The 24748-nt window shown below is 66.8% G+C and carries 13 protein-coding genes and 1 pseudogene; 5 read left to right on the top strand and 9 right to left on the bottom strand.

What is annotated here, in order from left to right:
- Positions 1-77 precede the first annotated feature (77 nt).
- Positions 78-386: a hypothetical protein gene (locus tag ACIA5F_RS14115; RefSeq protein ID WP_399352481.1), complete on the bottom strand. Its 309-nt coding sequence runs from the start codon at positions 384-386 to the stop codon at positions 78-80.
- Between the two features lie 113 nt (positions 387-499).
- On the opposite strand from ACIA5F_RS14115, the pseudogene ACIA5F_RS14120 reads away from it, so the two are divergent.
- A pseudogene (locus ACIA5F_RS14120) lies at positions 500-1174 on the top strand (site-specific integrase); the annotation flags it as partial.
- A 136-nt stretch (positions 1175-1310) separates the two neighbouring features.
- Here ACIA5F_RS14120 and ACIA5F_RS14125 read toward each other — a convergent pair.
- Entirely contained in the window at positions 1311-1775 is a 465-nt protein-coding gene (locus ACIA5F_RS14125) for an Imm10 family immunity protein (protein WP_399352483.1), read from the bottom strand.
- Positions 1748-8593 carry a polymorphic toxin-type HINT domain-containing protein gene (locus ACIA5F_RS14130; protein ID WP_399352485.1) on the bottom strand — a complete coding sequence of 2282 codons (6846 nt, stop codon included), beginning with the start codon at positions 8591-8593 and terminating at the stop codon, positions 1748-1750. Before ACIA5F_RS14130 ends, ACIA5F_RS14125 begins: the two co-directional genes overlap by 28 nt.
- A gap of 288 nt (positions 8594-8881) precedes the next feature.
- Between ACIA5F_RS14130 and ACIA5F_RS14135 the strand changes: the two genes are divergently transcribed.
- Positions 8882-11944 carry a VCBS repeat-containing protein gene (locus tag ACIA5F_RS14135; RefSeq protein ID WP_399352487.1) on the top strand — a complete coding sequence of 1021 codons (3063 nt, stop codon included), beginning with the start codon at positions 8882-8884 and terminating at the stop codon, positions 11942-11944.
- On the opposite strand, the gene ACIA5F_RS14140 is transcribed toward ACIA5F_RS14135, so the two are convergent.
- Positions 11928-12863, bottom strand: coding sequence for a phosphotransferase (locus ACIA5F_RS14140; RefSeq protein ID WP_399352489.1), 936 nt, complete (start codon positions 12861-12863; stop codon positions 11928-11930). The two genes, ACIA5F_RS14135 and ACIA5F_RS14140, sit on opposite strands and share 17 nt — an antisense overlap.
- 1065 nt (positions 12864-13928) lie before the next feature.
- Here ACIA5F_RS14140 and ACIA5F_RS14145 point away from each other — a divergent pair.
- On the top strand, positions 13929-15257 hold the full coding sequence (locus ACIA5F_RS14145; protein ID WP_399352490.1) for an erythromycin esterase family protein: 1329 nt from the start codon (positions 13929-13931) through the stop codon (positions 15255-15257).
- Positions 15258-15292: 35 nt separating this feature from the next.
- Here ACIA5F_RS14145 and ACIA5F_RS14150 read toward each other — a convergent pair whose 3' ends face one another.
- The 5 genes from ACIA5F_RS14150 to ACIA5F_RS14170 all read right to left on the bottom strand — a co-directional run bounded on the left by ACIA5F_RS14150 (position 15293) and on the right by ACIA5F_RS14170 (position 22473).
- Entirely contained in the window at positions 15293-16480 is a 1188-nt protein-coding gene (locus ACIA5F_RS14150; protein ID WP_399352493.1) for a PLP-dependent aminotransferase family protein, read from the bottom strand.
- Positions 16477-17511: an isocitrate/isopropylmalate dehydrogenase family protein gene (locus ACIA5F_RS14155; protein ID WP_399352495.1), complete on the bottom strand. Its 1035-nt coding sequence runs from the start codon at positions 17509-17511 to the stop codon at positions 16477-16479. The genes ACIA5F_RS14150 and ACIA5F_RS14155 overlap by 4 nt, the downstream gene beginning before the upstream one ends.
- Positions 17508-19505 carry an aconitase family protein gene (locus tag ACIA5F_RS14160; RefSeq protein WP_399352497.1) on the bottom strand — a complete coding sequence of 666 codons (1998 nt, stop codon included), beginning with the start codon at positions 19503-19505 and terminating at the stop codon, positions 17508-17510. The genes ACIA5F_RS14155 and ACIA5F_RS14160 overlap by 4 nt, the downstream gene beginning before the upstream one ends.
- The gene (locus tag ACIA5F_RS14165) at positions 19489-20757 is read right to left on the bottom strand and encodes a LeuA family protein (RefSeq protein ID WP_399352499.1); all 1269 of its coding nucleotides are present in this window, start codon (positions 20755-20757) and stop codon (positions 19489-19491) included. The genes ACIA5F_RS14160 and ACIA5F_RS14165 overlap by 17 nt, the downstream gene beginning before the upstream one ends.
- A 282-nt stretch (positions 20758-21039) precedes the next feature.
- On the bottom strand, positions 21040-22473 hold the full coding sequence (locus tag ACIA5F_RS14170; protein ID WP_399352501.1) for a sensor histidine kinase: 1434 nt from the start codon (positions 22471-22473) through the stop codon (positions 21040-21042).
- A 359-nt stretch (positions 22474-22832) separates the two neighbouring features.
- Here ACIA5F_RS14170 and ACIA5F_RS14175 point away from each other — a divergent pair, with 359 nt between their 5' ends.
- Both ACIA5F_RS14175 and ACIA5F_RS14180 read left to right on the top strand, forming a co-directional pair.
- On the top strand, positions 22833-24086 hold the full coding sequence (locus tag ACIA5F_RS14175) for a sensor histidine kinase (RefSeq protein WP_399352503.1): 1254 nt from the start codon (positions 22833-22835) through the stop codon (positions 24084-24086).
- Positions 24074-24739, top strand: coding sequence for a response regulator (locus ACIA5F_RS14180; protein ID WP_399352505.1), 666 nt, complete (start codon positions 24074-24076; stop codon positions 24737-24739). The genes ACIA5F_RS14175 and ACIA5F_RS14180 overlap by 13 nt, the downstream gene beginning before the upstream one ends.
- Positions 24740-24748 lie beyond the last annotated feature (9 nt).

Raw genomic sequence — 24748 nt, forward strand, 5'->3', positions numbered from 1 at the left:
GCACACGGCATAACGATGATGTCGATGTCCGTCCGTGACGCTCCGATGGGAATCAGGCGGGTGAAGCCTTCTCCATGCTAAATCTCCACCTCATCCTCGATCACACGCACCAATTCTTCAGCTTCCGCGTAAGCATCGGTATCGAAATCCGCTGTCCCAAATGGATCAATGTCCTGCAAAATGGCCGACCAGCCATCCGCGTGCAGGAGGAAATCGGTGTACTCAGGGTCCACCGAACAGTGCGTCACCGTAGCGATTTCAGCGATCCGATCCGGTACGGCTGGAAGTCGACGTTGCTCGTGACGCCATAGCTTGTCTCGGTCACTCACCGCCAACCTGCGCTTAGCTGTTTCCATTTCCGCGAAGAGCGCCGACCAGTCAGACACCGCCACCCCTATTATCTACAAGTGCGAATCTCCTAGGGCTGCACCCTACAGGGCAGCTTTGCCCTTGGGCAGAAAGGTTGCTGTTCACCCGCTTCGTCATATCAATGACATCCCGGTCAAGGCGCTTCCAGCCCCTCACAGCGGCCGAAGCCCGCCAGTTTCTCCAAGCGGCCCGCGCCGACCGGCTCCACGCCCTGTACGAACTCGCCCTGCGCACCGGCCTCCGCAAAGGCGAACTCCTCGGCCTGCGCTGGGAAGACCTCGACCTTGACGCCGGGACCGCCAGCATCCACCGCTCCCTCCAGTGCACCCGCACCGGCGGCCTCACCATCTTGCACACCAAGACCCGCGCCTCCGAACGCCGCATCGTCCTCCCCGCCGAATGCGTCAGCTCCCTCAAGATCCACAGGGAACGGCAGCAGGGCGAACGCCAAACTGCCGAGTCAGGCTGGGCAGGCAACGGCCTCATCTTCACCACCCCGGTCGGCGGCCCCCTGGACCCCACCAACCTCACACGACGCTTTCGCCGCCTCCTGGACCGTGCCGGGCTACGCGTGATCCGCTTCCACGACCTCCAGCACTCCACCGCCACCCTGCTCCTGGAGCAGGGCGTCGACCTCATCGTGATCAAGGAACTCCTCGGCCGCGCCCACATCGGCGTCACCGCCGGCGTCTATGCCCACGTCCGCCTACGCCTCCAGCGCCAGGCCACCAACACTCTTGGCGACGCACTCGGCCAGGCTGACGATGACCCCGACGACCCACCCGCCACAGCCGCCGTCCGCTGACGTTGCCGTCACCGTTGCCGTCAAACGACCCGAGGGGCCCCTCCGCGCAGAAGCACGGAGGGGCCCCTCATTTGCGTAATGGCTACCGAACTCTCCATGAGGAATGACGTAATGGAGAGCGTTCAGTAAGCGCAACCTACGCACCAGTGGGAGGATCCGAAACGTCCATCCCAATCAAATCTGGCCGCTTCTCAAGAGAGCCCCAGTCCAGGATCTCACGAAGCTTCCGAGACAAATTCCCCTCATCCACCTGAGATTCACGCAGGTTCACTTCAACGGGTGTCGAGATCTCAAGAATCCCTGCATCCTCAGCAGTGAATTCCAGCGCGAGAACCATATTGGAAAGTCGCGCGCTTCGTAGGCAGCCGTACACGGTGAAGCCTCGCTCGGTGGAGACGTTGTAGGAATCCATACCAGACTGGATTTCCTGCTCATCTGGTTCGTACGTGGATCGCTGAATTGAGAACGATCTCGGGACGCCGGACTCATCCACCCCGGCAATGCCCACCTCAAGGGCCTCTTCGTCCTCGTAATCCTCGAAGAACCCAACCTCCGTGGCGGTCAATCTCATTGTTAGCGCCTCCTCCTTCCAGCTGTCCATGACCCAGCGCCCTTGGCGCCGGACCATTCATACGTGACCGACACTCCCAACTCGTTGACCATACGGTTCATCGCACCCTTGCACCGTGAGCAAGGGGGGAGCTGGCCTTGCATCCTAACCGCATTACCAGCATTCAACGGGGACTTGCCGGCGAATGGGTCATTCGGGAGTGAAACCTTCGGCCCTGTGGAAGCGCCCGACATACGCGAGAACCGATGCTCCGTATGTGTGAAAGCCGAGTTGTTGGGATACCCGAGCGCAGCCTCTTCAGGCGTCATGTCGCCGCTCTCCAGCGAGATATTTCTCGTGCTTCCGTCTGATGACGTCACAGAGATATCGCACATGTGCCCGTTGCCGCCAGTGTTATGAACCAGGACTGGAGTCTGCCCCGCCAGCACATAGTACGTGTGGGCGTCGGTGACGGTCAGGTTGTGCACCGTTGTCTGCTGCTGCCACCGTTGGACGTCGCTGACCTGCGACCGGGCTCCCGTCGATGTCTGCACGTGCATCCCCGGCTGCAGCTCTGCCGCCTTCACCCAGGCGTCCAGGGCGGGAACCCAGAAGGGGTGGCCGTCGGTGGCCGTGAGTTCCGCCTCTTGGGTCTGCTCGCCTTGCGTCTGGGCGAGCGTCACCTTGACGAGCTTCTTTTCCCCCGTGCCGGTGATCGTGGCGGATGCCGTCTGAACCGAGGTTTCTCCGGTCTTCGGGTCGGTGGCGATTACCTTGTCGCCGACCTTGATCGCGGAGATGGGTTTGCTTGACCCGTCAGCCATCAGGACGGTGGTCTCGGGTATGAAGCTGTTGCCTACCGCACATGTGGTCGGCTTAGCTTTCGCCTGCTGTGCGGGGCGCTGCACCTGGGACGGTCGCGGACGGGGTTTTGCCGCCGCGCGGGGTTTTGCGCTGGGGCGTGTGCGGGCGGCTTGTTTGCGGGCTGCGGCACGTCGGGCCTGTTCGCGCTTGGCTGCTGCTCGCTGTGCCTCTACGCGCTTTCGGGCTGCGGCGGCTCGCATGGCTGCTTGCTTGGCTGCCCGGGCTTCGGCGGCTGCTGCCTTGGCGGCTGCGCGTTGGGCTGCGGCCGCTTCTTCGGCGGCTTTTCGTTCGGCCGCTTCCTCGCGGCGCAGGGCTGCTTCGCGTGCGGCCTTCTCGCGTTGCAGGCGTGCTGCTTCCTCGGCTTTTCTCCTGATTTCAGCGATGCGTCGCTGGCGTTCGCGTTCCTGCTCCTCTTCCCATTTCCTCATGAGCCATCGCTGGAGTGCTGAGCCCAGCTCATAGGCGTTCTCACCACGGTCGTGGCCGCTTGGGCCACCGCCGCCGCCCTTTCCGCCGTAGTAGAGGCCGTCAGGGTCGGAGAAGGTGGCTGGTGCGTTGTTGCTGTAGGCGTACGGGTTCATCCTGCCGGACTGGCCGTAGTCGACGATGGGGTCGACGGAAATGAACCGGCCGGTGACCGGGTCGTAGTCTCGGGCGCCGAGTCGGGTGAGTCCGGTGTCGCGGTCCTTGGTTCCACCGACGAAGCCGCGCTGTCCGGACCAGGTGGAGGGCTGGATGCCCCGTTCCTCGCCGAACGGCATGGACTTGCGACGGGTGACCCGCATGTCTGCGGCGGCCATGTCGATGCTGGTGTTGGCGGTGCCGTGGTGGTCGGCGACCATCATCTGGCGGCCGCCGCCGGTGGCGCGCACGGTGGTGGCGCCGTCGGGGTGCGCGTAGAAGCGTTCCGCGGTCTTGGTGACGCCGTCAGGCTTGACCGTCAGTTCCGCCTCACCCAGGTAGAGCGTCTTGGATCCGTCGGCGCCCTTGCGGATCAGCCGGCTGCCGGATGCGTCGTAGAGGTATCCGGTGGTCTTGGTGGCGCCGCCCTCGACCGGTTCGGTGACCTGGCGGAGCTGGCCTTCGACGTCCCATTCCAGGGTCTGGGTGGTGCCGTTGACCTGGCGGGTGGTGGTGTTGCCGGACTTGTCGTAGGCGAAGGTGCTGAGCTGCTCTCCCTGGGGGCCGGTGGACTTGACCTGGGCGAGCGCGTTGGGGCCTCCGACTCCGGTCTTTCCGTAGGTGTAGGAGCGGGTGACGTCCTTGGTGGTGTTGCCGGTGATGTCGCGTTCGGTGAGCTTGGTGCGGTTTCCGGCGGCGTCGAACTCGTAGGAGTGCCAGTAGGCGTCGGTGCCGCCGACGGTGTCCTTGGAGGGGGCCGTCGTGCAGTCGTCGGTCTTGGCGGTCCAGGCCGAGGTCATCTGACGCAGCTGGTCGTAGACGAAGCACTGGGTGTCGGTCTTGCCGGTATCCGGGGCGGCCGCGCCCGGGACATCGTTGACCTTGGTGACGTTGCCGGCCTGGTCGTAGGTGTACTGGGTGTCGCTGATGCGCGCCGGTGCCACCGAGCGGTCGAAAATCGACTGGGTTTTACGGCGAGTGAACTCGTCGTAGACGTAGGTGCCGTAGACCTTCTTGGCAGCGACGCCGGCGTCGGTGCGCAGGATCTCGCCGAAGGCGGAGTACTGCACGTCGTTGAGGTAGGAGGCCGCGCCGCGGATGGAGATCGGGAGGCCGTCGGAGTTGTACCAGAAGGTCACTCGTTCGGCTGCCAGGCCGCCCAGGGCGGGGACGTCGGTTGACTGCAGTTTGCCGGTGGGCGTGTAGGCGGTGTTGTAGGTGTAGGTGCCTCCGAGGCCGGTTTCCTCTGTGGGGATGGTGGTTTTGGTGGTCAGCGGCCGGTAGGCGTTGTCGTACGTGGTGACTTCGTCGCGGTAGGCGAGCCCGTTGTCGTAGCGGATGGCCGCGGTGGGGAGTCCCTTGTAGAGGGTGTCGTAGGTCCACTCGATGCGCTTGGGGCCGGTGGCGCTTCCTTCGCGCACGGATGTCTGGCGGCCTGCGGCGTCATAGGTGGGGACCAGGATGTTGCCCCGGGGGTCCTTCACCGCGATGACGTTGTCGGTCGCGTCGTAGGTGAGTTCGGTGCGGCCGCCGTCGGGGTCGGTGGATGCGGTCTGGCGGCCGCGGTTGTCGTACTCGAAAGCCGCGACGGCGCCACCGGGTCCGGTGATCTTGGAGATCTGGTCGTGGTTGTTGTATTCGAAGGTGGTGTCGCGCCATGCGCTGCGATCCGGCTTGCTGTATTCGCGAGACGTGACGACGCGGCCCTCTGCGTCTTCGAACCGGGTGGTGACTGTGGCGCCCTGGGGCGGCACGGTCGTGGTGGTGTCACCGTCACGTTCGATGGTGGTCCGGGTCCGTTCGGTCCCCCGGGCATAGGTGATCGTGTGGGTCGCCTGGGCCATGCCGTCGTAGAACGTGCGGACCTGTGAGGGGACCTCGTTGTCGCCGACCTGGAGGAGGACGGCGGTGGGCTCGTTACTGTTGAAGTAGCCGTCGTTCTTCTTCCACGCCCGACCTGCGGAGTCGTAGAACGTGTCGCCGACAATGCGGCCGGCGCCGATGGCCTCGTCCTGGGTCTGCCGCTTGCGCAGCAGGCCGTCCATGATCTCGTAGGAGACGGCGTACTCGCCGTTGTCCTTCAAGGTGCGGTGGGTGACGACGGCGGGCCCGTCGCGGCGCACAGTGTACTCGTAGGTCGCGTTCGGTGTCTGGGTGAGCGGATCGCGGTCGATCTTCCAGACCTTCAGCAGCCGGCCCAGCGGGTCGTACTGCAGCGTCGAGGACTTGCCGTTGGCGTCGGTGGTCTTGGCCGCCAGGCCTCGTACGCCGTCGAACTCGGTGGTCTCGGTGTGTCCCAGCGGGTCGGTGGTGACCGTCTTGACGGGGCGGGCGCCGGTCGCGGGGGTGTTGGTGACGGTGGTCTTGCGGCCTTCCCCGTCCCAGGAGGCGGTTTCCCGGCCGTGGATGTCGTACTCGGTCTTGTCGATGGTCAGGTAGCCGGTGCCGCCGGCGTTCTGCTCCTGGACCTCGGTGGCCAGGCCCTTGGTGGGCGTCGCGCCGAAGGCGAGCCCGTCGTACAGGGTGCGGGTGTCCTTGACCACCTCACCCCCGCTGGTTCCACAGGCTCCGAGCGTCGTCAGCTGCCGGGATTCCGATTCCAGCAGGTAGGCGGCGGTGTTGCGCGCGTAGCTGGTCGTGGAGCACGACCGTTTGCCGCTGGCCGTGGTCTCGTCGACCTGGGTCGGCAGACCGTAGGTGTCGTAGGAGGTCACCTCTTTGTCGGCGCGCCACGTGTCGCCCTTGACCCGCTTGCGGGTCACGACCGTCTCGGGGTTGCCCATCCAGGCTTGCAAAGGGGTGGTGCCCGCCCGCTTGCGTTCGGCAGTCTTGACCGCCCAGGCCGTGGTGACCGTGGTGAAGTTGACAGGGCCGCCGTCGGACTCGTAGGTGATCTTCTCGCGGAGCTGGCCCTGGAGGTGCGGCAGGTCGGGAACCGAACCGCCCTGGGTGTCCTCGACCGTCGCGGTGCGGGTGCCGATGGGTAGTTTGTCCCCGTGCATGCCTCGGAAGTACCGCTGCTCGGTCAGCTGCCCGGTGTCCGAGCCCGCGCCGCGGCGGGTGCGGACCCGCTCGTAGCCGCGGTACTGGGACCAGGTGCGCTGCTTGGCCTCCGTGAACTCGCGGGTGTCGTACGCCCAGGCCGGTGAGCCGAGGAACTCGTAGGAGGTGACCTCGTCGGGGCTGTCCGTGACGAGGTCGTCCTCGCGGACCTGCGTGGCCAGATAGATGTGGAACCAGTCCTGGACGGGTTTGGTCGCGCCCTTGGGCGTCCAGTACTGCGGGTAGCAGCGCATCGTGTTGGTCTCGGGGGAGGCCGGCATCTTGCGCGGTTCGAGCACCTGGCATTCGCGCGGCGAGTAGGTGACGCCGATACGTCCGCCGCTCTCGGTGTCGATCGCGTGGATGCGCATCCGGGAGAACGGGGGCAGGCCCTCGACTCCGTCGACGCGGTTGTCCATCTGGGTGCCGGCGAAGGTCACCTTCGGCATGTTCGCCGTGCCGCCCGCACCGTGCCCGGTGCGGGTGATGGACTCCAGCCACAGAGCCGGGGAGGTGCCGTCACCGGTATCGGGGTACCCCTGTTCCAGCGTCCAGGAGTCGACGTCCGTCAGCGCGGTGCCGGTCAGTACCTGGGTGGTGACCTTGGTCAGACGCTTGGTCGACCAGAAGGTTGGGGAGTACTTGTCGGTGCACTGCGTACCTGGCCGGCACTCCTGGTCCAGCGGGGTGTCGGGCCAGTACTTCGCGTTGGCCGTCGTCCGCTTGGACTCCGCGCAGTCGAACGTGGCATTGGGTATGCAGCGCTCTGCGGTGGTGAAGCGGGTGCGGCCTGCCGGCTGCCCGACGAAGAGGGCATTTGAGCGCTGGCCGTAGTCGATCCGGTCCAGCTCCGCGGACCGGTCGTAGGAGATGGGTTTGTCGGCCTTCATGTGCTGGCCGTAGAAGTTGGTGTACTTGTTCCACCAGAAGGTCATGGCGTCACCGAGCGGATCGACGACGTAGTCCAGGTTCCAGCGGTAGGCCTGTGTGCAGTCGGAGTCCGCGAAGGCCGTCGCGTGACAGGGCTCACCGGGGTGGTTGCCGAACACCGGGACCGTCAGAGCGGAGTTGGTGCGCTGGGCACCGGCGCCGGGAAGCTTGTTCAGACCGAAGTGGTACTGGACACCGTCGGTGCTCGTGACAACCCAGTACTCGCCGTCTTTGGTGCCGTTGTCCGCGCCTGTGCGCCGTTCGATCCTGGCGCCGTCGTCGTCGGCCGCCCGCCATGAGCCCGTTGCGTCGTCCTTGACCAGCTCGGAGGTGCTGCCGTCCAGGGACAGTACGACGTGGTCGGAGCCCCAGCACAGGTCGCCGGTCTCGCCGGAGTTGTTCGGGGTCTTCCCGTCCTCGGCGGCCTTGTCGGTGGAGCAGGGCTTGTAGCGCCGTTCCACGAAACCGGGCTCGTAGTCCCAGCCCTCGGCGATCCACGAGGACTGCGAGCTTGAGGAAGCGGTACGGCCGTCCACCGAGTTCGAGGAGTACGACAGCTGGATCTCGGGTTCCGGTCCGCCGGGGACTTCCGGCGCCTTCATCGGGTACGACCAGGCGAACCCGCCGGATGAACCGCCGCCCTGCCAGGAGCCGGTCGATGACAGCGAGGTCGCCTGGTGGTTTCCGCCGGGTCCCGACGCGGAAGCCGCCGCTGCAAGGACCATCGGTGCGCCCGCACTACGCGCGACCTGCTTGTCAAGGTCGACGGTGGCACTGACGGTGCCGGTGACCGGGTCGTTGGCGCCGCCCAGCTCGGTACGCGTACGGCACTCCGCCTTGTCCGGTGTGCTCAGGGCGCAGGCGGGGAGCTGGACCAGCCGCAGCCGGGAACTCCAATCACCGCCGTAGGTGTCCTTGATCGCTGTGTAGTCCAGCTCGACCTTGACCGAACCGGTCGCGGCCTTGGCTGTGTTCGTGGCCGTGGGGGCAGCGGTGAACAGCACACCCTCGATCCCCGCCTTGCGCGCCGTGGCCTGGTCCTTGATCTGGACCCGGGCCGCACCGTCGGCCGGAGCCGGGGTGGCGGTCAGCTCGTCATGGGCGGCCTTCGCCGGCGCCGCAGGGCGGATCAACCGCACCGGAGCATCACCGGGCAGACCTGCTGCGAGTGTGCCCAACGTGGGGGCTGCGCGTGGGCGCAGCAGCGTCATGGGCTTCTTCTGGTTCCCCGTCACCTGGACGGTGAAGTCGCCCGCCAGGGTCCTGGAGGTGGACGGCAGCCACTTCTTCGCGGCGTCGTCCTGGACGTCCTTACGTTCGTTTCGGACGTCGCGGCCAGGAACGGACGCGTCGCGCTTGAGTTCCTCCAGATGCAGCCTGGCCGGGCCCGCCTGGGCGGAGGTCCCTGGCATGAGAGTAACGAGGAACGCCATAAAAAGGAGAAAAGCTACCGATCTTTGCCAGTTGCCCAAATGGCGCATGTGTTGGAGTAGTTGTCGCACGAATTTAACCCACTCTCGATCAGTTAGAACATATGGACGATGTAGTGTAAACACAGGTTAAAGTTCGCCAAAGCAAGGGGTCATCTCTCAAGCGGCCCCGGTCCAACGCAAGAACGGCAGAAAATGCTAGGAATATTCACGCGAGGATGGTCGCCGACAAGGCGTAGAGTGCTGCCCGGGGTCATGACGGTCCTGGTCATGTGTGGTTCGTTGAGCCTCGCGCCGGTCGTCCCGGCCTCCGCCACTGCCGCAGACAGCACGACCAGTACACCCTCAACTCCACAACAGAGCACGGGATCTGAGCAGTCCGCCGTCAACGCGGCGCGCCAGTCCGGTCAGCCGGTCGAGGTGCTCACGCAGCGCTCGGAGACCAGCGAGACCTACGCCCTGCCCAACGGGAACCTGCGCCGGACCCAGCACACCATGCCGGTCCGGGTGAAGCGCGAAGGTACCTGGACCCCCATCGATACCACCCTCGCCACCATCGCCGGCCGGGTCTCCCCCATAGCCGCCGCCGGCCATGTGACCTTCTCAGCCGGGGGTACGACCCCTCTGGTGACCCTCGCCGACCAGGGCCGCTCCATCTCCCTGACCTGGCCCACGCCGCTGCCCACGCCCGTTCTCGACGGCGCCACCGCGACGTATCCGGAAGTCCTGCCGGGCGTCGACCTCGCCGTTGCCGCGAGCGTCGACGGTTTCAGCCAGGCCCTCATCGTCAAGTCAGCCCAGGCGGCCGACAATCCGGAGCTCGCCACCATCGACTTCGGCCTCACGACCGACGGCCTCACCCTGAAGCAGGACCTGGCGGCCGGGAACCTCACCGCGCTGAACCCGGCCGGCCAGACCGTGTTCGCCACCTCCACCGCCCGCATGTGGGACTCCTCCGGCACTACCGAGCCCGCAGCCACCGCGCCGGCCGCGAAGTCCGCGGCGCCGCCGGTCAACTCCCTGAACGCTGCATCCCGGCTGCGCGAGGCACCCACTGACCTGAGCCCCGGCACCAACAGCAGCACCGTCGGCATCGACATCGCCCACGACCGGCTGACCCTCACTCCGGACCAGAAGCTGCTCGACTCGCCGAGCACCACGTACCCGGTCTACATCGACCCGAGGATGACCGGCACCCGTCAGGCCTGGACCATCGCCTACAAGCGCCACCCGAACGACAGCTACTGGAACGGCACCGGCTGGAGCGGCGGCACCACCAGCGAAGCACGTGTCGGCTACGAGTCGTCCACCGGCGGCACCGCCCGCTCCTTCTTCCGTGTCGACTCCAAGTTCCTCGCCGGCGTGAAGGTCGTGGACGCCCAGTTCCAGATCACCGAGACCCACTCTTGGTCATGCACCGCCAAACCGGTCGAGCTGTACTGGACCGGCGCCATCAGCTCGGCGACCACCTGGAATAATCAACCGTCCTGGACAATCCGTCAGGACAGCCGCAACTACGCGCACGGCAACGAGAGCGTCGGCTGCCCGGACAAGGCCGTCGACTTCACAGCCATGGACGTGGCCGTCAGGGCAGCCGTCGGCAACTGGTCCGACATCACCTTCGGCCTGCGTGCTCCGCAGAGCGCGGAAGACTCCAAGGACGCGTACAGCTGGAAGAAGTTCAAGCCGGACGCGCAGCTCATCGTCGAGTTCAACCGCGCCCCCAAGGCGCCATGGGCGCTGGACACCATTCCCAGTACCAAGGTCAACGGCACCGAATGCGGCAATGGCAGCAGCTACACGACGCTCGGCAACACCGACGTCACCTTGAACGCACAGGTATGGGATCCGGACGGCGGCGACGTCAACGTCCAGTTCCAGGTCTGGCCCACCGGAACCTATGGCGGCGCTCCCGGCGTCATCTTCGACCAGCGGGTCCGCAAGACCGCCTTGGCCAACGACCCCAACGGCGTGCGGGCCAGCATCGTCGTACCCAAGGCCCTGCTCACCCAGTACAAGGACGCCCGCGGCGGCCAGTTCTCCTGGAAAGCCCAGGCCGAGGACGTGGGCGACTCCACCTTCGCCTCCGACTGGACACCCGCACTCGGGGCAGCCGGGTGCCGGTTCGGCTTCGATCCGACAGCCCCTTCCACGCTGCCGACCGTGAAGTCCGTCAACAACCTCTTCCCCGAGAATGCTGAAGGTGCCCTGGCCCGCACCGAAGGAGAGTTCATCCTCGGGTCAGGCGGCGAGACGGACATCGTCGAGTACCGATGGAGCATGGACCGCACCCCTGCCAGCACCGTCGCCAACCCGGCCACACCCGGCGGCAACGCATCCATCAAGGTCACCCCGCACACGCCCGGCCCGCACACCCTGTACGTCCAGGCCTTCGACGCCGGCAAGAACGCCGGACCGGTCTACCCGTACCGCTTCCACGTCAAAAGCCCCGGCATCGTGGACAAGCCCGGAGATGTCAACGGCGACGGCCTGCCAGACATGTTCGCCGTCAACGCGGACAGCAACCTGATCCTGTACGGCGGAACCGGCAACGGCGGCGTGGCCACCTCCATCCCCCTCACAGCCAACGGCTACTGGGGCGGAGCCCTGCTGACCCACCGCGGCGACTGGACCGAAGACCTCTACGAAGACCTCGTCGCCCGCAAAGCCGACGGAACCCTCTGGCTCTACCCCAACAACGGACAGGGTGAATTCACCGAAGACACCAAACAGAAGGTCCAGTTCTTCAAGGACCCCGAGACCGGCCTGGAACTGAACCCAGCGACGATCAAACAGATCATCTCGGTCGGCGACCTGACGCCCAGCGAGGAGAGCCACAACCCTGACTTCGTCGCCGTCATCGGCGACCAGCTCTGGTTCCTGCCCGGCTACTCCGGCGGCAACATCCAGGTCGGCTACCAGATCGGATCCTCCGGCTGGGGCGTCATGCAGCTCGGCACCTCGGGCGATGTCGGCGGGGACGGCTTCACCGACCTCATCGCCCGCAACACCGCCACCGGCGAGCTGCGGGTCTACCACGGTAAGAGCAACGGCGACGCGGACGGCGACGGCATCCCCGACGGCGGCACAGCCCCAGCATCCCTCGGCGCCGATTCCGGCAAGACCACCTACGCCACCGGCTGGACCACTACCGACCGGCCACTGATCACCGCAACCGGCGACTCCAACGGCGACGGCATCGGCGACCTGTGGACCACCACGGCCAACACCACCGCCGGACTCGAATTCATCCCCGGCCGCAAGACCGGTCTCCTCGGCCCCGGAACCCCTGTAGGTACCAACGGCTGGCAAGCAATCAAGAACATTTCCTGACACACCAGCAACACATCCCCACGTCGGCCCGGTCCGCGCAGCCCTGCTGCCCGGACCGGGCCGACATCGCTATCAGCTCCATTGAGGTGGTCCAGGGACCACCGGTCCGTGGGAACAGGTCGGGCAGCGCCTGGTGGTAGAGCGACAGGGCCCGGTGCTCGAAGGCGATCAGTGCCGGTCGGTGGTGAGGTGCTGGATGCAGGCGAGGCGGTGACCGCGGACCTTGACGATGATCTGGCCTCTTTCGCCGTGGACCCGGAGATCGGGGGCGCAGGGGCCGGACCGCGCCGGACAGCCACACGAGCTCCTCGGCGGCGACGCTGTACCGGGCTATCGCGAAGTCGATCAGGCTGTGACGCCCGGTTGCGGTGTTGTACAGCCAGTTCCGGGTCGTGTAGTCGCTGTGCTGGAAGACCAGTGGCAGGTGCCCGGCCAGGTCCACCAGGTTCTTCGAAGCGGCTTCGACCAGCGCGATCCGGTCGGCGGCCAGGTGGGTGGCCGTGCCCTGAAGGCAGTCGGCGGCCTCCCGGGCCTGCTCCTGCATCGCCGCACGCACGGCGGCGCGGTCTGCGGCCGACCCGGAGCCGACGTGTCGTGCCAGGTGCGCAGCAGTCGGCCGGCGTTCTCGTGCAGGCGCAGCTGGACGTTCAGGGGCAGCGCCGGCGGCGTGTCGCCGCTGGAGGTTTCCTGATGGTTGAGGCACGCCACGATCCAGATCACCGCGGACATCTATGGTCACCTGACCCCGGACGCCGGTGGCAGACTGAGGTCCGTGATGGATCAGGTACTGGCTGGCGCTAGCGTGGTTGGTACTGACTGCGGCGCCCGTGCTGGGTTCGGAGGTAGAGGAGCGGTAAACGTGCAGGTCGGAGCTATATCTTGAGAATTCTGCACACCTTTTTGACACATCTCTTATCATGAATGCTCATTCGAGCGCAAATGTGCAGGTCAAGCGCTTGGTCCTCGCCTCTCGGTGGGGCCCTCCTGCATCCCCGTGCTGATCTGGTGCTGACCTCTCATCACCCGTCATCATCCCTGCGAACCTCAACCGTGCTGGGTTGGTGCTGACTTAGACAAGCCCAGCCTCGATGCCTTTGGGGGTGTGTCGGCAAGCGAAGCGGCCAAGATCGGACCGGCGAACTGACGAGATCGGTCTGAGCGGTGACAGGCGTGGACGGTAGGCGTAAGTCAGCCACCGCAGACCGATGCGGTCCGATCCCCGCGGGAGCGGAATACCTGGGTGGCGCGATTCCGCCCGGCTTCCGGCCGCACATCTTCCGGACTGGAATTGTGTAGTCGGTGAACATGCCAGGCGTGCCGAGGAGTCCGTGTGCGATGGAATCTCGGGCGGCGTAAGGGAGAATTGGTCGTCCCACGCCTTCGGCTCTTCGCATGCCGGCGAGCGGATCTCACGGGGGCCTCACGGCGGGGCAGGTGCAGGTTCGGCGATGCAGTTGGCTGTTGTGGGCGGGCCCTGTCTTGCAAAGCGTAAGCGTGTTGTAGTGAGGGTACGGCTTCAACGTGGTGCCGATGACGCACCACGTGGAGTGCGTGGCGATCCTGGAGCGGGTCGCCAAGGATGCCTGACCTGCAGGTTTGTCGATGTGCATTATGTGCACGGTGGGCGTTACGGGCGATATCTTGACGCTGAAATGACGCTCATTTGACGCTCGTCGAAGGTGTTCTCTGATGCATCGTCAGTAGTGGAAAGTCGCCTCCCAAGCCCGCCGTGTGCCCGGTCGTGGAGGCGGCTTCTGCGTAACTGGACGACTCGTGCGAGCCCTGTAGGTGTCCTGGCTGACTCCAGCTCGACGGATACGCTCCGAAGCTGACTGGGAAGGGGGATGCCGCCGCCAGAGAGTTCGACGGGGTTCCGAGCTCACCACTTCCGGTTTGGAGGAAGGCTGGGAGTGGAGGCAGCCCCTGGGGGTGACGGCGGCGCATCGGATGGTCATGACGTCGACGAGCGGCAGAGTCTTGTCCCATGACACGCCACCGGGCGGCACTCGTCCTGATAACGCTGTTCTTTGCGGGGGCCTTGATTGCTGCCCCATGCTTACCACCGGAGCCGCGAGCCCTTCTGGCCATGGAGGGGGCTGTCCAGCCGCTGCGCACCGCCGAGCCGTACGGTGATCTGAGTGACCTGCGGCCCTTCGGTCACATGGTGGCCAACGCGCGGGTGGTGGGGATGGGTGAGGCGACGCACAGCTCGCATGAGTTCTTCACGATGAAGCATCGCGTCCTGCGCTATTTGGTCGAGAACAAGGGCTTTCGGGCGTTCGCGCTCGAGACGAGCTGGAGCAGCGGCCTGCGCCTCGACGAATACGTGCTGACGGGCGAGGGTGATCCAAGGCAGGTCATGCGGGAGGAATTCCAGGGCGCGTACGCGTGGTGGAACACCGAGGAATACCTTGCGCTGGTCGAGTGGATGCGCGCATACAACATCCGCCACCCGGCTGATCCTGTGCGCTTCGTGGGCGACGACTTCGCTTATGCCGGGCCGGAGCTGTACGACAAGGTGCTCGCATACGTGGCCCAGGGCCACCCGGCGCTGCTGCACCGCTTCACCGACCTGTACCGGGGCCTGAGGCCGACCACCACGGCCGGCACTTATATGCGGCGATACCTCACCTACCCGCTGGACGAACGAAGGAGCAGGGCGAAGAGGGCCGAACGCGCCCTAACCCTGCTCAAGAGCCTCCCGGTGTGTTCAGGGGCGCGGAGGGCCACCTACGACCGGGCCGTGCAGAATGCGACCGCCATCACTCAGACCGCCCAAGGCTACGCATTCGACTTCGAGGACCAGCGACAACTCAAGGCGGCCATGCGTTTCCGTGACCGGATCATGGCGGACAACGTCGCCTGGTGGCATGCGCATACCGGGCACAAGATCCTGCTGTCGGCCCACAACGCGCACGTCTCCTACCGGACGTCCGATCCGCGCTATCCGAAGATGCAAGGCGCCTTCCTGCACGAGCGGTTCGGAGCGGACTACGTGAGCGTCGGCGCGACCTTCGGCCGGGGCTCGTTCAACGCGACCGGCCCCGACAACAGGACGCGAGTCCACACGGTCGGGCCCGCCACCCGGGGGAGCACGGAGTACCTTCTCGACCAGGTGAGCCCGCGCGACTACGCCGTGGACGTCCGTACGGTTCCGAAGGCCGCACGCACATGGCTGCTCACCGCCCGCCCCACGCGGAGCATCGGTACGTCCTACCCCGGGCCCGAGTCACTGATCGCGCCGGCACGGTCGCACGACATCCTCATCCACCTGCACCAGGTCCGTCCCGCAGGGCTGTTGGCGATTCCGTGACTGAGCCTGGGCACACCGCAGCCGTTCCCGTCCCGCTACCGGAAGACCTGGGCGAGCCTCTTCACCCCCAGCTCGATCTGTTCCGGACCATGGCCGGCGAAGGACATCCGCAGCGTGGCGGGGTCGGCCTGCCCAGCGAAGAACGGGGCGCCTGGAACGTAGGCGACACAGTGGGCAACGGCCTCGGACAGCAGGGCGTACGTGTCGTAGCAGTCGGGCAGCCGGACCCAGATGAACATTCCTCCGTCAGGCCTGGTCCAGGTACTGCCGGACGGAAGTGCGTGCGCGAGCGCGCCGAGCATCGCGTCACAGCGTTCCCGGTAGGTGTACGAGGCCTGCTCCAGGCGTGCGTCGAGATCGTGTTCCCTCAGGTAGTGCGCGGCGGCCGCCTGGTCGACCGTGGACGTGTGGAGATCGAAGGCCTGCTTGGCCAGCACACACACGCCGCGCAACGCGGCCGGAGCGCGCAGCCACCCCAGCCGCATGCCAGGAGAGAGGATCTTGGACAGGCTACCCAGCAGCACGGTGCGGTCCGCGGCGTCGTCCAGCGACGCGATCCACGGCACGTGCTCGCCGCGGAACCGCAGCTCGCCGTAGGGGTCGTCCTCGGCGATCCACAGCCCCTGTTCGGCCGCGATGCGCGCCACCGCTCGGCGACGCTCGATCGGAAGGGTGTGTCCGGTCGGGTTCTGGAAGGTGGGGACCAGGTAGAGCAGCTTGGGACGTTCTTCAGCCGTGATCCGAGCCAGAGCCTCGACATCGATGCCTTGTCCGTCGGTCGGCACCGGGACGACTCGCGCGCCCGCCAGGGCGAAGGACTGGAGAGCCGCCAGATAGGTGGGGTTCTCGACCAGCACAGTGTCACCGGGTTCGAGCAGCGCGGTCGCCAACAGCGACAGCGCCTGCTGCGACCCGGTCGTCACCAGCAGGTCCTGCGCGCGGGAGAGCAGTTGGCGGGCGGACAGCCGGGCCGCGACGGCCTCGCGCAGCCGGGGGTCGCCCTCCGTGGTCGAGTACTGGAGCACGCGATGCGGGGATTCCGTCAGCACATGGTCGTAAGCCGTGCGAATTCCCTCGACATCGAGGAGTTCCGACGCGGGCAGGCCGCCGGCGAAGGAGATCACCTCGGGCCGGGCCGTCAGGGCGAGGGCCTCCCGGATGACGGAGCCCCCCGCTGAGACGGCCCGGGCGGCGAATCGGGGAGGAGCGACGCGAGTGTTCATGAGGTCCGGTCGTCCGTCCCACGCTTGAGCAGCGCCACCACCTGGTCCATGAACCGGTCGGTGGTTCCCTGTCCTCCCAGGTCGGGGGTGGCCGCATCACTCCGCGACACCTCGATCACACAGCTGCGGAGCAGTTCGGCCGGCCGGCCGTGCCCGAGGTGGTCGAGCATCATCGCCAGCGACATCGCCGCGGCATAAGGGTTCGCGAGGCTCTTGCCGGCGATGTCGGGAGCGCTGCCGTGCACGGGCTCGAACAGGGCGAAGCCCGTCTCGGGGCAGACGCTCGCGCTCGCTGCCAGGCCGAGGCCGCCCATCAGGGCCGCACCGATGTCGCTGATGATGTCTCCGAAGAGGTTCGACGCAAGGATGCCTTCGTACGGCGTCGCGTCGCGTACCAGGTTGTAGCAGAAGGAGTCGACGTACTCCTCGGAGCCCACCAGCTCCGGGAACTCCAGCAGTTCCCGGCGGAACACGTCCTGCCAGAGGCTGCCGGTGTTCGGTACGGCGTTGGACTTGTGGACCAGGGTCACCTTCCGCCGCCCCTTGTCACGGAGCTGTCCGAGGCAGAAGCGTACGAACTTCTCGACGGTCTCCCGGGTGTAGACGCATTCGTCGATCGCTACGCTGACCCTGCCGGCACTGGCCACCGTGCCGCCGACGCCCACGTAGAGCCCCTGGGTGTTCTCGCGGTAGAGGTCGATGACCCCGCTCGGCAGGGCGATCGGGCGGTAGTTGACGTAGAGGTCGAGTCCCTTGCGCATTCCCAGCAGGATGTCCCGGCCGTGCGCCATGTCCGGGATGCGTGGATCGCCCAAGGCGCCCAGCAAGACCGCCGCGTACTCGCTCGACAGCAGGTCGATCGCCCCGGCGGGCAGGCCGATGCCCGTGTCGAGCCATTGATCGGCTCCCCAGGTGAACACCTCGTATTCGAGGCCGAGCCCGTAGGCCTCGTTGAGGTGTTCCAGGGCGGGCAGGACTGCCGGAACCACTTCCTTGCCGATTCCGTCACCGGGGACCACTGCGATTCTCATGATTGCGTCCGTGTCTTGAGCATGTCTTCAACAGAGCTGAGGCGGCCGGCGATCGCGGTGGCGGCCACGACGTAGGGGGAGGCCAGATACACGTGACCGGGCCCCGACCGGCCGGGGAAGTTGCGGTTCTGTGCGCTCACCGTGACCTCCTCCGGGCTTTCCGAGACGCCCGGCCCGGCGTTGATGCAGGCCCCGCAGGAGGGCGGCAGCACGCTCACACCGACCTCCTCGAAGAGTTCGATGTAGCCCCGGTCGACCGCATAGCGCATGACGCTCTCGCTGCCCACCTGGATGTACGCCTGGACACCTTCGGGGACGGTCATGCCCTGCGCGCGAGCCCGCTCGAAGACGCTCGCGTACATGTCCATGTCGTACGCCTTGCCACCGGTGCAGGACCCGCCGTACACCTTGTCGACCTTGACCTCCGCGTCGACAGAGGCCAGCGGAACGGAGTTGCGCGGGTCCCCGGGAAGGGCGACCATCGGCTGGATACCGGCCAGCTCGATGTCCACCACGGCGGAGTACGCCGCGCCCTGGTCGGAGTGAACGTCCGTGCCGGCGGACGAGGCCGGACCGCGCAGCGCCAGGTGGGCGTGGGTCACCTGGTCCGGCTCGAACATGGCGGTCATGCCGCCCGCCTCCACCGCCATGTTGCACAGCGTGGCGCGCTCGTCGAGGTTCATCGACGCGCACCCGGGACCGCTGAAGAGGATGACCTTGCCCAGCGTCTGGCTGCCCTGGATCATCGGGTGTGCCAGCAGCGCCAGCATGAGGTCCTTCGCGCACACGCCCGGTGCCAGCTCGCCCAGCAGGTTGACCTGGATGACCGCCGGGACCTTCACCAGGATCTCGCGGTTGTACCAGGAGTTGGCTATGTCGGTGGCACCCACGCCGAAGGCGAAGGCGCCCACGGCGCCGGCCGTGCACGTGTGGCTGTCGGTACCGATGATCACGTCGCCCGGCTTGGCGACGTTCTCGACGATGTAGTTGTGGCAGATCGCACGGCTGCCCCCGGTGTCCGCGGGGCCGATGAAGTTCCCGCCGCTCAGGGTCGCGAACTCCGCCTGCCGCTTGCCGAGGTTCTCCACCCGCTCGATCAGTTCCAGGCCGTTGGCGCGCCGCTTGAGAACCGGCTCCGCCAGCGAGAGGTGGTCCTGGAAGAAGTAGCAGGACTCGGGGCTCGCCAGCGCGGCATCCGCGCCGAACTGCTGGGCGAACATGCCGGCGGCCATGGGCGTCACGTACTCGTGCGAGAACCTGACGTCCGCCTCGATGAAGTACGACTCCCCGATCCGTACGGTGGCGTCCTCGGGGGGCTGGTTACGGGACGAGAGGCGGCTCTGAATGATCTTCTCGACGGCGTTCTGCGGGCGCGGCGCATCGAAGTGGGGCTTGATGGGGGACTGCGTGCCCTTACGCGTCTCGCGGTTGAACCCGAACAGGCCGCCCAGGTCGATGATGGCGCGCTCGATGTCGTTCGCCCGGCGTGTGAAGGCGTCCAGCGGCAGTTCCTCGCCCGTCAGCAAGGCGTCCAGGACGGTGAAATCGTCGCACGTGATGATGCCGACGTTGCGGCAGTTCTGCTGGTAGATCCGCTCAAAGGACCGGGCGAACACGATCTCTACACCGGCGTACTTCTCGGCGTAGACGGCGTGTTCCCGGGACGAACCGCAGCCCTTGGCCTCGCCGCTGACGATGATCTGCGGGGCGAAGGCCTTCACCGCGCCCTGGCCGAACTTCCTGTCCCGCAGGCCCAGGTACGCGTACTCCCCGAGCTTCTCGTCGTACCAGTAGCAGCACCAGCCGGGGATGATCTCGTCGGTCGAGATGTTGTTCATCAGCGGCGCCCGTATCAGCTCCGCCGGTGTCGCCGTTCCGGTGCCGTCCAGCTGCGCGGCGAGCAGATCAGTGTCCTCGGTGATGACCAGCAGGTTGCCGCTGAGCCGGATGTCACGGGTGCGGTTGTCGCCGGTCGGTTCACTCAGCGTTCGCAATGATCTGCCTTATCTGTTCGTCGGTCAGCGGACCGCGGCCCGACTTCGCCTGTTCGAGAACCTGCTTGATGAAGGAGGTGTTGTCGCTGTCGTAACCGTGCACCGTCAGCCAGTACTTGACGTTGTTCGCACCGGATGCCTCGTCGATGAGCACCTCCTGTTCCCGGCCCAGATAGCTGGCCGGGACGCTGGAGTAGACCGCATCCTTGACCAGCACATTGCCCTTCTCGTGGGCCTTGAGGATGGCGGAGGCATGCACTCCGGCACTGGTCTTGAAGACGTCCCGGCCCAGGGCGGGGTAGTTCTGCGGGATCTCGACCCCGAGCACGGACGCGGCGTAGTCGGAGTACTCGCGCAGCGCCCTGAGGTCGTAGTGGCCGTGCTCGTCGAGGTGGCTGTTGACCATGAGCTGGTCGAGGGAGGCGTTCCCGGCACGCTCGCCGATGCCCAGGATCGTCCCGTGCACACGCTCGCAGCCGTGGGTGAGGGCGGTCAGGGAGTTGGCCAGCGCCAGGCCGCGGTCGTTGTGCCCGTGCCACTCGAAGCCGACCTGGTGGCCGCGGTCCCGGAAGTACTGGTGCGACCACTGGAGCAGCGATTCGACGCCGCTCGGTAATGCCGCACCGACCGTGTCGCACAGGGTCACCCGCCGCACACCCGTGTCGATGGCCACGTCGAACACGTGGCCCAGCACGTCCGGAGTACACCGCACGGCGTCCTCCAGGACCAGGACGAACTCCGCTCCACCGCGCCGGCATTCGGCCACCGACTCGCGGATGTGACGCTGGATCAGCCGGACATCCCAGTCCTCCACGTACTGCCGGATGGGGCTGACGCCGATGAAGATGTAGGCGTCCACGGAAACCCCCACCTGTTGGGCTATCTCGCAGATCGCGTTGATGTCCGAGGGGTGGGTGCGGCCCGCGTACCCCTGGGAGAGCGGGTGGCCGCTGCGGAGGATGTGGCGGGCGATCTCCACGCAGGTCCGCAGGGCTGCGGGGTCCGAGCCGGGGAATCCCAGGTCCGCGGAGGTGACGCCGGCGCGGACCATGTGGTCCACCAGCTTCAGCTTCTCCTCCAGCGTGGGATTGCGGATGTTCGGGGCCTGGAGTCCGTCGCGCAGGGTCTCATCGAAAAGGGTCCCCGGGTAGGGAGGCTCCGGAACGGGCCGGTGCGCCGCCACCTTGATGGCGTTCCAGTTGAACCAGACATCGGGGCTCGGACTGGAGCTGTCGGAAGCTTTTCCGTTCACTGCGATCTCCGAGTTTCTTGAAATGCGGTCGCCCCGCACCAGCCGCCGACGTGCGGTCTGGAAGCTTGGGGAACCGCGCCGGGGGCACGGCAGGAATGTGCGGCCGGGACAGATCGGAAAACTGTCGACGGGAAAGTCCAGGTACGTGTGTACGGACAGCCCGGCCGGACTTCGGCGGTACGGCTACCCGTACGAACGGGGGTGCGGGTAGCCGTACCCCCCCATCCTTGATCGTTCACCCAGTCGAGGGCAAGCAGTTTCCATGGGAGGAAAAATGCCAGGTCAGAGGCCATTTATGGACCATGGCAGGATGGCGCGGGCGGTGGTGGGGCCACCGGCCGGGCTGGTGAGAACGAGCTTGCCGCGCAGGGCGGCGGCTCGGTCCACTAGCCCGCGCAGCCCGGTCCCGGCGTCCAGTGTGGCGCCCCCCACCCCGTTGTCGGTCACCACGACCACCAGGCAGTTGTCGGCGTGCTCCATCGAGACGTGAATGCGCGTGGCCGATGAGTGCTTGACGGCATTCGCCAGGGACTCCGCGATGATGAAATAGGCCGTGGATTCCACCTGGATGGCCGGTCGGCACTCCAGTTTGGAGGACACGGAGACGGGGACATGGAACGTCTCGGTCAATGAGGTGACGGCAGCGTGCAGTCCGCGGTCGCTGAGGATCGGTGGCTGGATTCCGCGGACCAGGTCGCGGATCTCATCGAGAGCTTTGCCGATTTCCCGGTGGGTCTCATCGAGCAGCTCGTGCAGGGCTTCCGCGCTGTGGTCCTTCCGCCGCGTCGCATGGGAGATCCGCATCAGCAACATGGCCAGCCTGGCCTGAGCGCCGTCGTGCAGATCACGGTCTATGCGCCGGTAGTCGGCGTCGTTGACGCGCAGCGCCGCGATGCGCTGCCGCTCGGCCAGTTCCTCGCGCCGGCGCCGCTCGTCCTCATCCACGCGGCCGAGCACCCGGCGGACCAGCCGTGCCCGCAGTTTGCCCAGCCAGAAGAGCAGCATCACCAGTGCGGCGAAGAGCGCGAGGGCGCCGACGGCCACACACAGGCGCGTGACGCCGCCTTCGACGACGAGTGTGCCGGCGGGGCCGAAGGCCAGCTGTTCGGTCCTACCGAAGGGGAGACTCGCCGTGAAGGCGACGACCGGCAGCGTCATCGTGAAGACCGGGAGCAGCCAGAGCATTCCCAGCAGGAGCAGGCACAGGTAACGGGACTCCCCCCAGCCCGAGGCCTTCTGCCGCGCTTCGACCTCGGTGGGGGCGGCGTGTTCCAGTCTCCTTCCGGGGGAGGCCGGATTCTGCGTCACCGAGGCTGCCAGCAGCAGTTCCAGGTCGGCGACGGCGCGCAGGAGCGGCAGGCCCGAGAGCAGCCCCGGACTCATGTCGGCCATCCGGTGCCGGAGTTTGTGCAGGGTCGGTCCCAGCCTGTTCTCCCGCTCGGGCAGCCGCTCGGCTCGGGGGGAGAGGAGCGCGATGATTCCGCGCGTCAGGTTCGTGAGGCCCTGCACGAGCAGCGCTGCCATCAGGGGAAGCGCGCTGAGGAGTGCGAACACCACTCTCAGCGCCATCTCCGCGATGGTCAGAGGGATCAGGAGAATACCGACCAGGCTGCCGACGGACAGGTAGATGACTCCTGCTGCGATCCGAGACTGGGCGGACGGGTAGTCCCGGACGGGTCTTTCCGCGTCATTCGACGGCGCTGTGCGGTACTTCATGACTCCAAAACCGCCGTAATTCATCTGATTTCAACGTGGGTCAATCCATTGGTGGGGCACATGGTTGGTGAGCGTCCCTCAACCACGCCCTCGGCGCAACTGCCCTCTGCGGAGGCCGAGAAGGCTCTTCGAGACCAGGAGGGCCCGGCTCTCGGCGGGCGCCGGGCGGGGAGTCCTCCAGCGATGGGCTGCCGGCCACCGGACTACAATTGCCGTGGATCATATGGTTCGGGGCACAGCAGGAGGCTACACACATGTCAGGGCGGCCGAACGGCTCTGGACCGGCGCCTGCGGGGCAACCACCGGAGCCCTCGACGACACGGGAGCAGGACGCTCGGAGCGTTGCCGTGTGGGAGGCGATGAAGCAGCACCCACTGAGCTTCCTCACCTCCGGCTGGCCCGTACGCTGCTGGGCCTTTCTCTTCGGTGGCCTACTGCTGGGCCTGGTCGTACTGGTGAGCCTTGCCGTGCTGATCGTCTTCGGAGTGTTGCTCTCGGTGGTCGGAGTGGGCCTGGTGGTGCTGACGGCCATCACGGTCTTCGGTCTTCCCGTCGCCGACGTGGAGCGCCGGCGCCTGCGGCTGGTGGAGCCGGTGCCACTGCCGGACCCGCACAGCTCCCTGGCGGGGGCCGGCGCCCGGACGTGGCTGCGCACACGGCTGAGGGAACGCGCGACATGGCGTGACCTGGGCTACGCCGTCATCCTCGCCGTCTTCTTCACCGGAGCCAACGCCGGCCTCGTCGTGCTGCTGGGCATGTCGCTCATGCTGCTGGCGACACCGGTCGTCGTGTGGGCGCTCGCTCCCGAAACCGTGATGATCATTCCAGGGCAGGCGATCTCCGGCCCGGTGGCCGCACTGCCGTTCTGCGCCGTGGGGCTGCTCGGCCTGGTACTGAGTGCCTACGGGGCCGGCTTGCTCGCGACGGTGCAAGTCAAGACGGCCTTGTTCCTGCTCTCTCCGCGCGACGAGCCGTCCCGGAGCCGTGTCATCGAACTCACCCGCTCCCGCATCCGACTGGCCGATGCCTTCGAGGCCGAGCGGCGCCGGATCGAACGCGACCTACACGACGGCGCCCAGCAGCAACTGGTCGCACTCACCATGACCTTGGGGCTTGCCGAGTTGGAGATGGGGGAGGGCGACTCACCCGCCGGCGAGCTCGTCTCCCGGGCCCGCCGCGAGGCACGGCAGGCGCTCGACGAGCTGCGCAGGCTCGTCCGCGGCATCTACCCCCAGGTGCTGACCGACCACGGGCTCGCCGCCGCGGTGGCGGAAGTCGCTCTGGGCCACCCGGTCCCCGTCACGGTCGACATCGATCTGCCGCACCGGCTGCCCGGTATGGTCGAGACCACGGCGTACTTCACGGTGACGGAGGCGCTGACCAACGCGGCCAAGCACAGCGGTGCTTCCCAGGTCGCGATCGTCGGCGAGTACAGGAACGACCGGTTTATCCTGCTGATCACCGATGACGGACACGGTGGCGCGGACCCTGCCGGGGGAACCGGGCTGTCGGGATTGGCGGACCGTATGGCGATCCTCAAGGGCCGGCTGGTGGTGTCCAGCCCCAAGGGCGGCCCGACCCAGCTTCGCGTGGAGGTGCCGTGCTCCGGGTAGTGCTGGCCGAGGACGCCGTGCTGTTGCGCGCCGGGCTCGTCGAACTCCTGACCCGCGGCGGCCACGAGGTGGTCGCCGCGGTCGGCGACGCCGTGGCACTGGCCGGCGCCGTCGAGGAGCATGCTCCGGACGTGGTGATCACCGATGTCCGGATGCCGCCCGGCTTCCGGGACGAAGGGCTCAAAGCCGCCGTGGAGTTGCGGGCCCGCCACGACCGGCTGCCGGTCCTGGTGCTCTCGCAGTACGTTGCCACCGCCTATGCCACGCAGCTGCTCAGCGGTGACGGCAGCCGGGGCGCGGCCGGGTTGGGGTATCTGCTCAAGGACAGGGTGGGGGAGGTCTCCGAGTTCCTGGAGGCCCTGCAGCGGGTCGCGGACGGCCACACCGTCATCGATCCCGAGGTGGTGCGCGTCCTGCTCGCGCAGCAGACGGCGAGCCGTCCGCTGCGCCAGCTCACCCCGCGCGAGCGCGAGGTGCTGGCAGCGATGGCGGAGGGCCTCAACAACCAGCTGATCGCGCGACGGCTCAGTGTGACCGAGGCCTCGGTGGTCAAGCACTCCAGCAATATCTTCATGAAGCTGGACCTCGGCCCCACCGACGGCAACCGGCGGGTGCTCGCCGTGCTCGCCCATCTGCGGGGCGAGTCCTCGTGAGGCCGGAAC

It is taken from the genome of Streptomyces sp. NPDC051567 (assembly GCF_044454165.1).
In the GTDB taxonomy this organism is placed as follows: Bacteria; Actinomycetota; Actinomycetes; order Streptomycetales; family Streptomycetaceae; genus Streptomyces.

Coding starts and splice junctions, on each gene's coding strand:
- ACIA5F_RS14170 (WP_399352501.1), bottom strand. CDS start 22,473: ATGAAGTACCGCACAGCGCCGTCGAATGACGCGGAAAGACCCGTCCGG.
- ACIA5F_RS14130 (WP_399352485.1), bottom strand. CDS start 8,593: ATGCCAGGGACCTCCGCCCAGGCGGGCCCGGCCAGGCTGCATCTGGAG.
- ACIA5F_RS14125 (WP_399352483.1), bottom strand. CDS start 1,775: ATGGACAGCTGGAAGGAGGAGGCGCTAACAATGAGATTGACCGCCACG.
- ACIA5F_RS14145 (WP_399352490.1), top strand. CDS start 13,929: ATGACACGCCACCGGGCGGCACTCGTCCTGATAACGCTGTTCTTTGCG.
- ACIA5F_RS14155 (WP_399352495.1), bottom strand. CDS start 17,511: ATGAGAATCGCAGTGGTCCCCGGTGACGGAATCGGCAAGGAAGTGGTT.
- ACIA5F_RS14135 (WP_399352487.1), top strand. CDS start 8,882: ATGTGTGGTTCGTTGAGCCTCGCGCCGGTCGTCCCGGCCTCCGCCACT.
- ACIA5F_RS14175 (WP_399352503.1), top strand. CDS start 22,833: ATGAAGCAGCACCCACTGAGCTTCCTCACCTCCGGCTGGCCCGTACGC.
- ACIA5F_RS14140 (WP_399352489.1), bottom strand. CDS start 12,863: ATGATAAGAGATGTGTCAAAAAGGTGTGCAGAATTCTCAAGATATAGC.
- ACIA5F_RS14150 (WP_399352493.1), bottom strand. CDS start 16,480: ATGAACACTCGCGTCGCTCCTCCCCGATTCGCCGCCCGGGCCGTCTCA.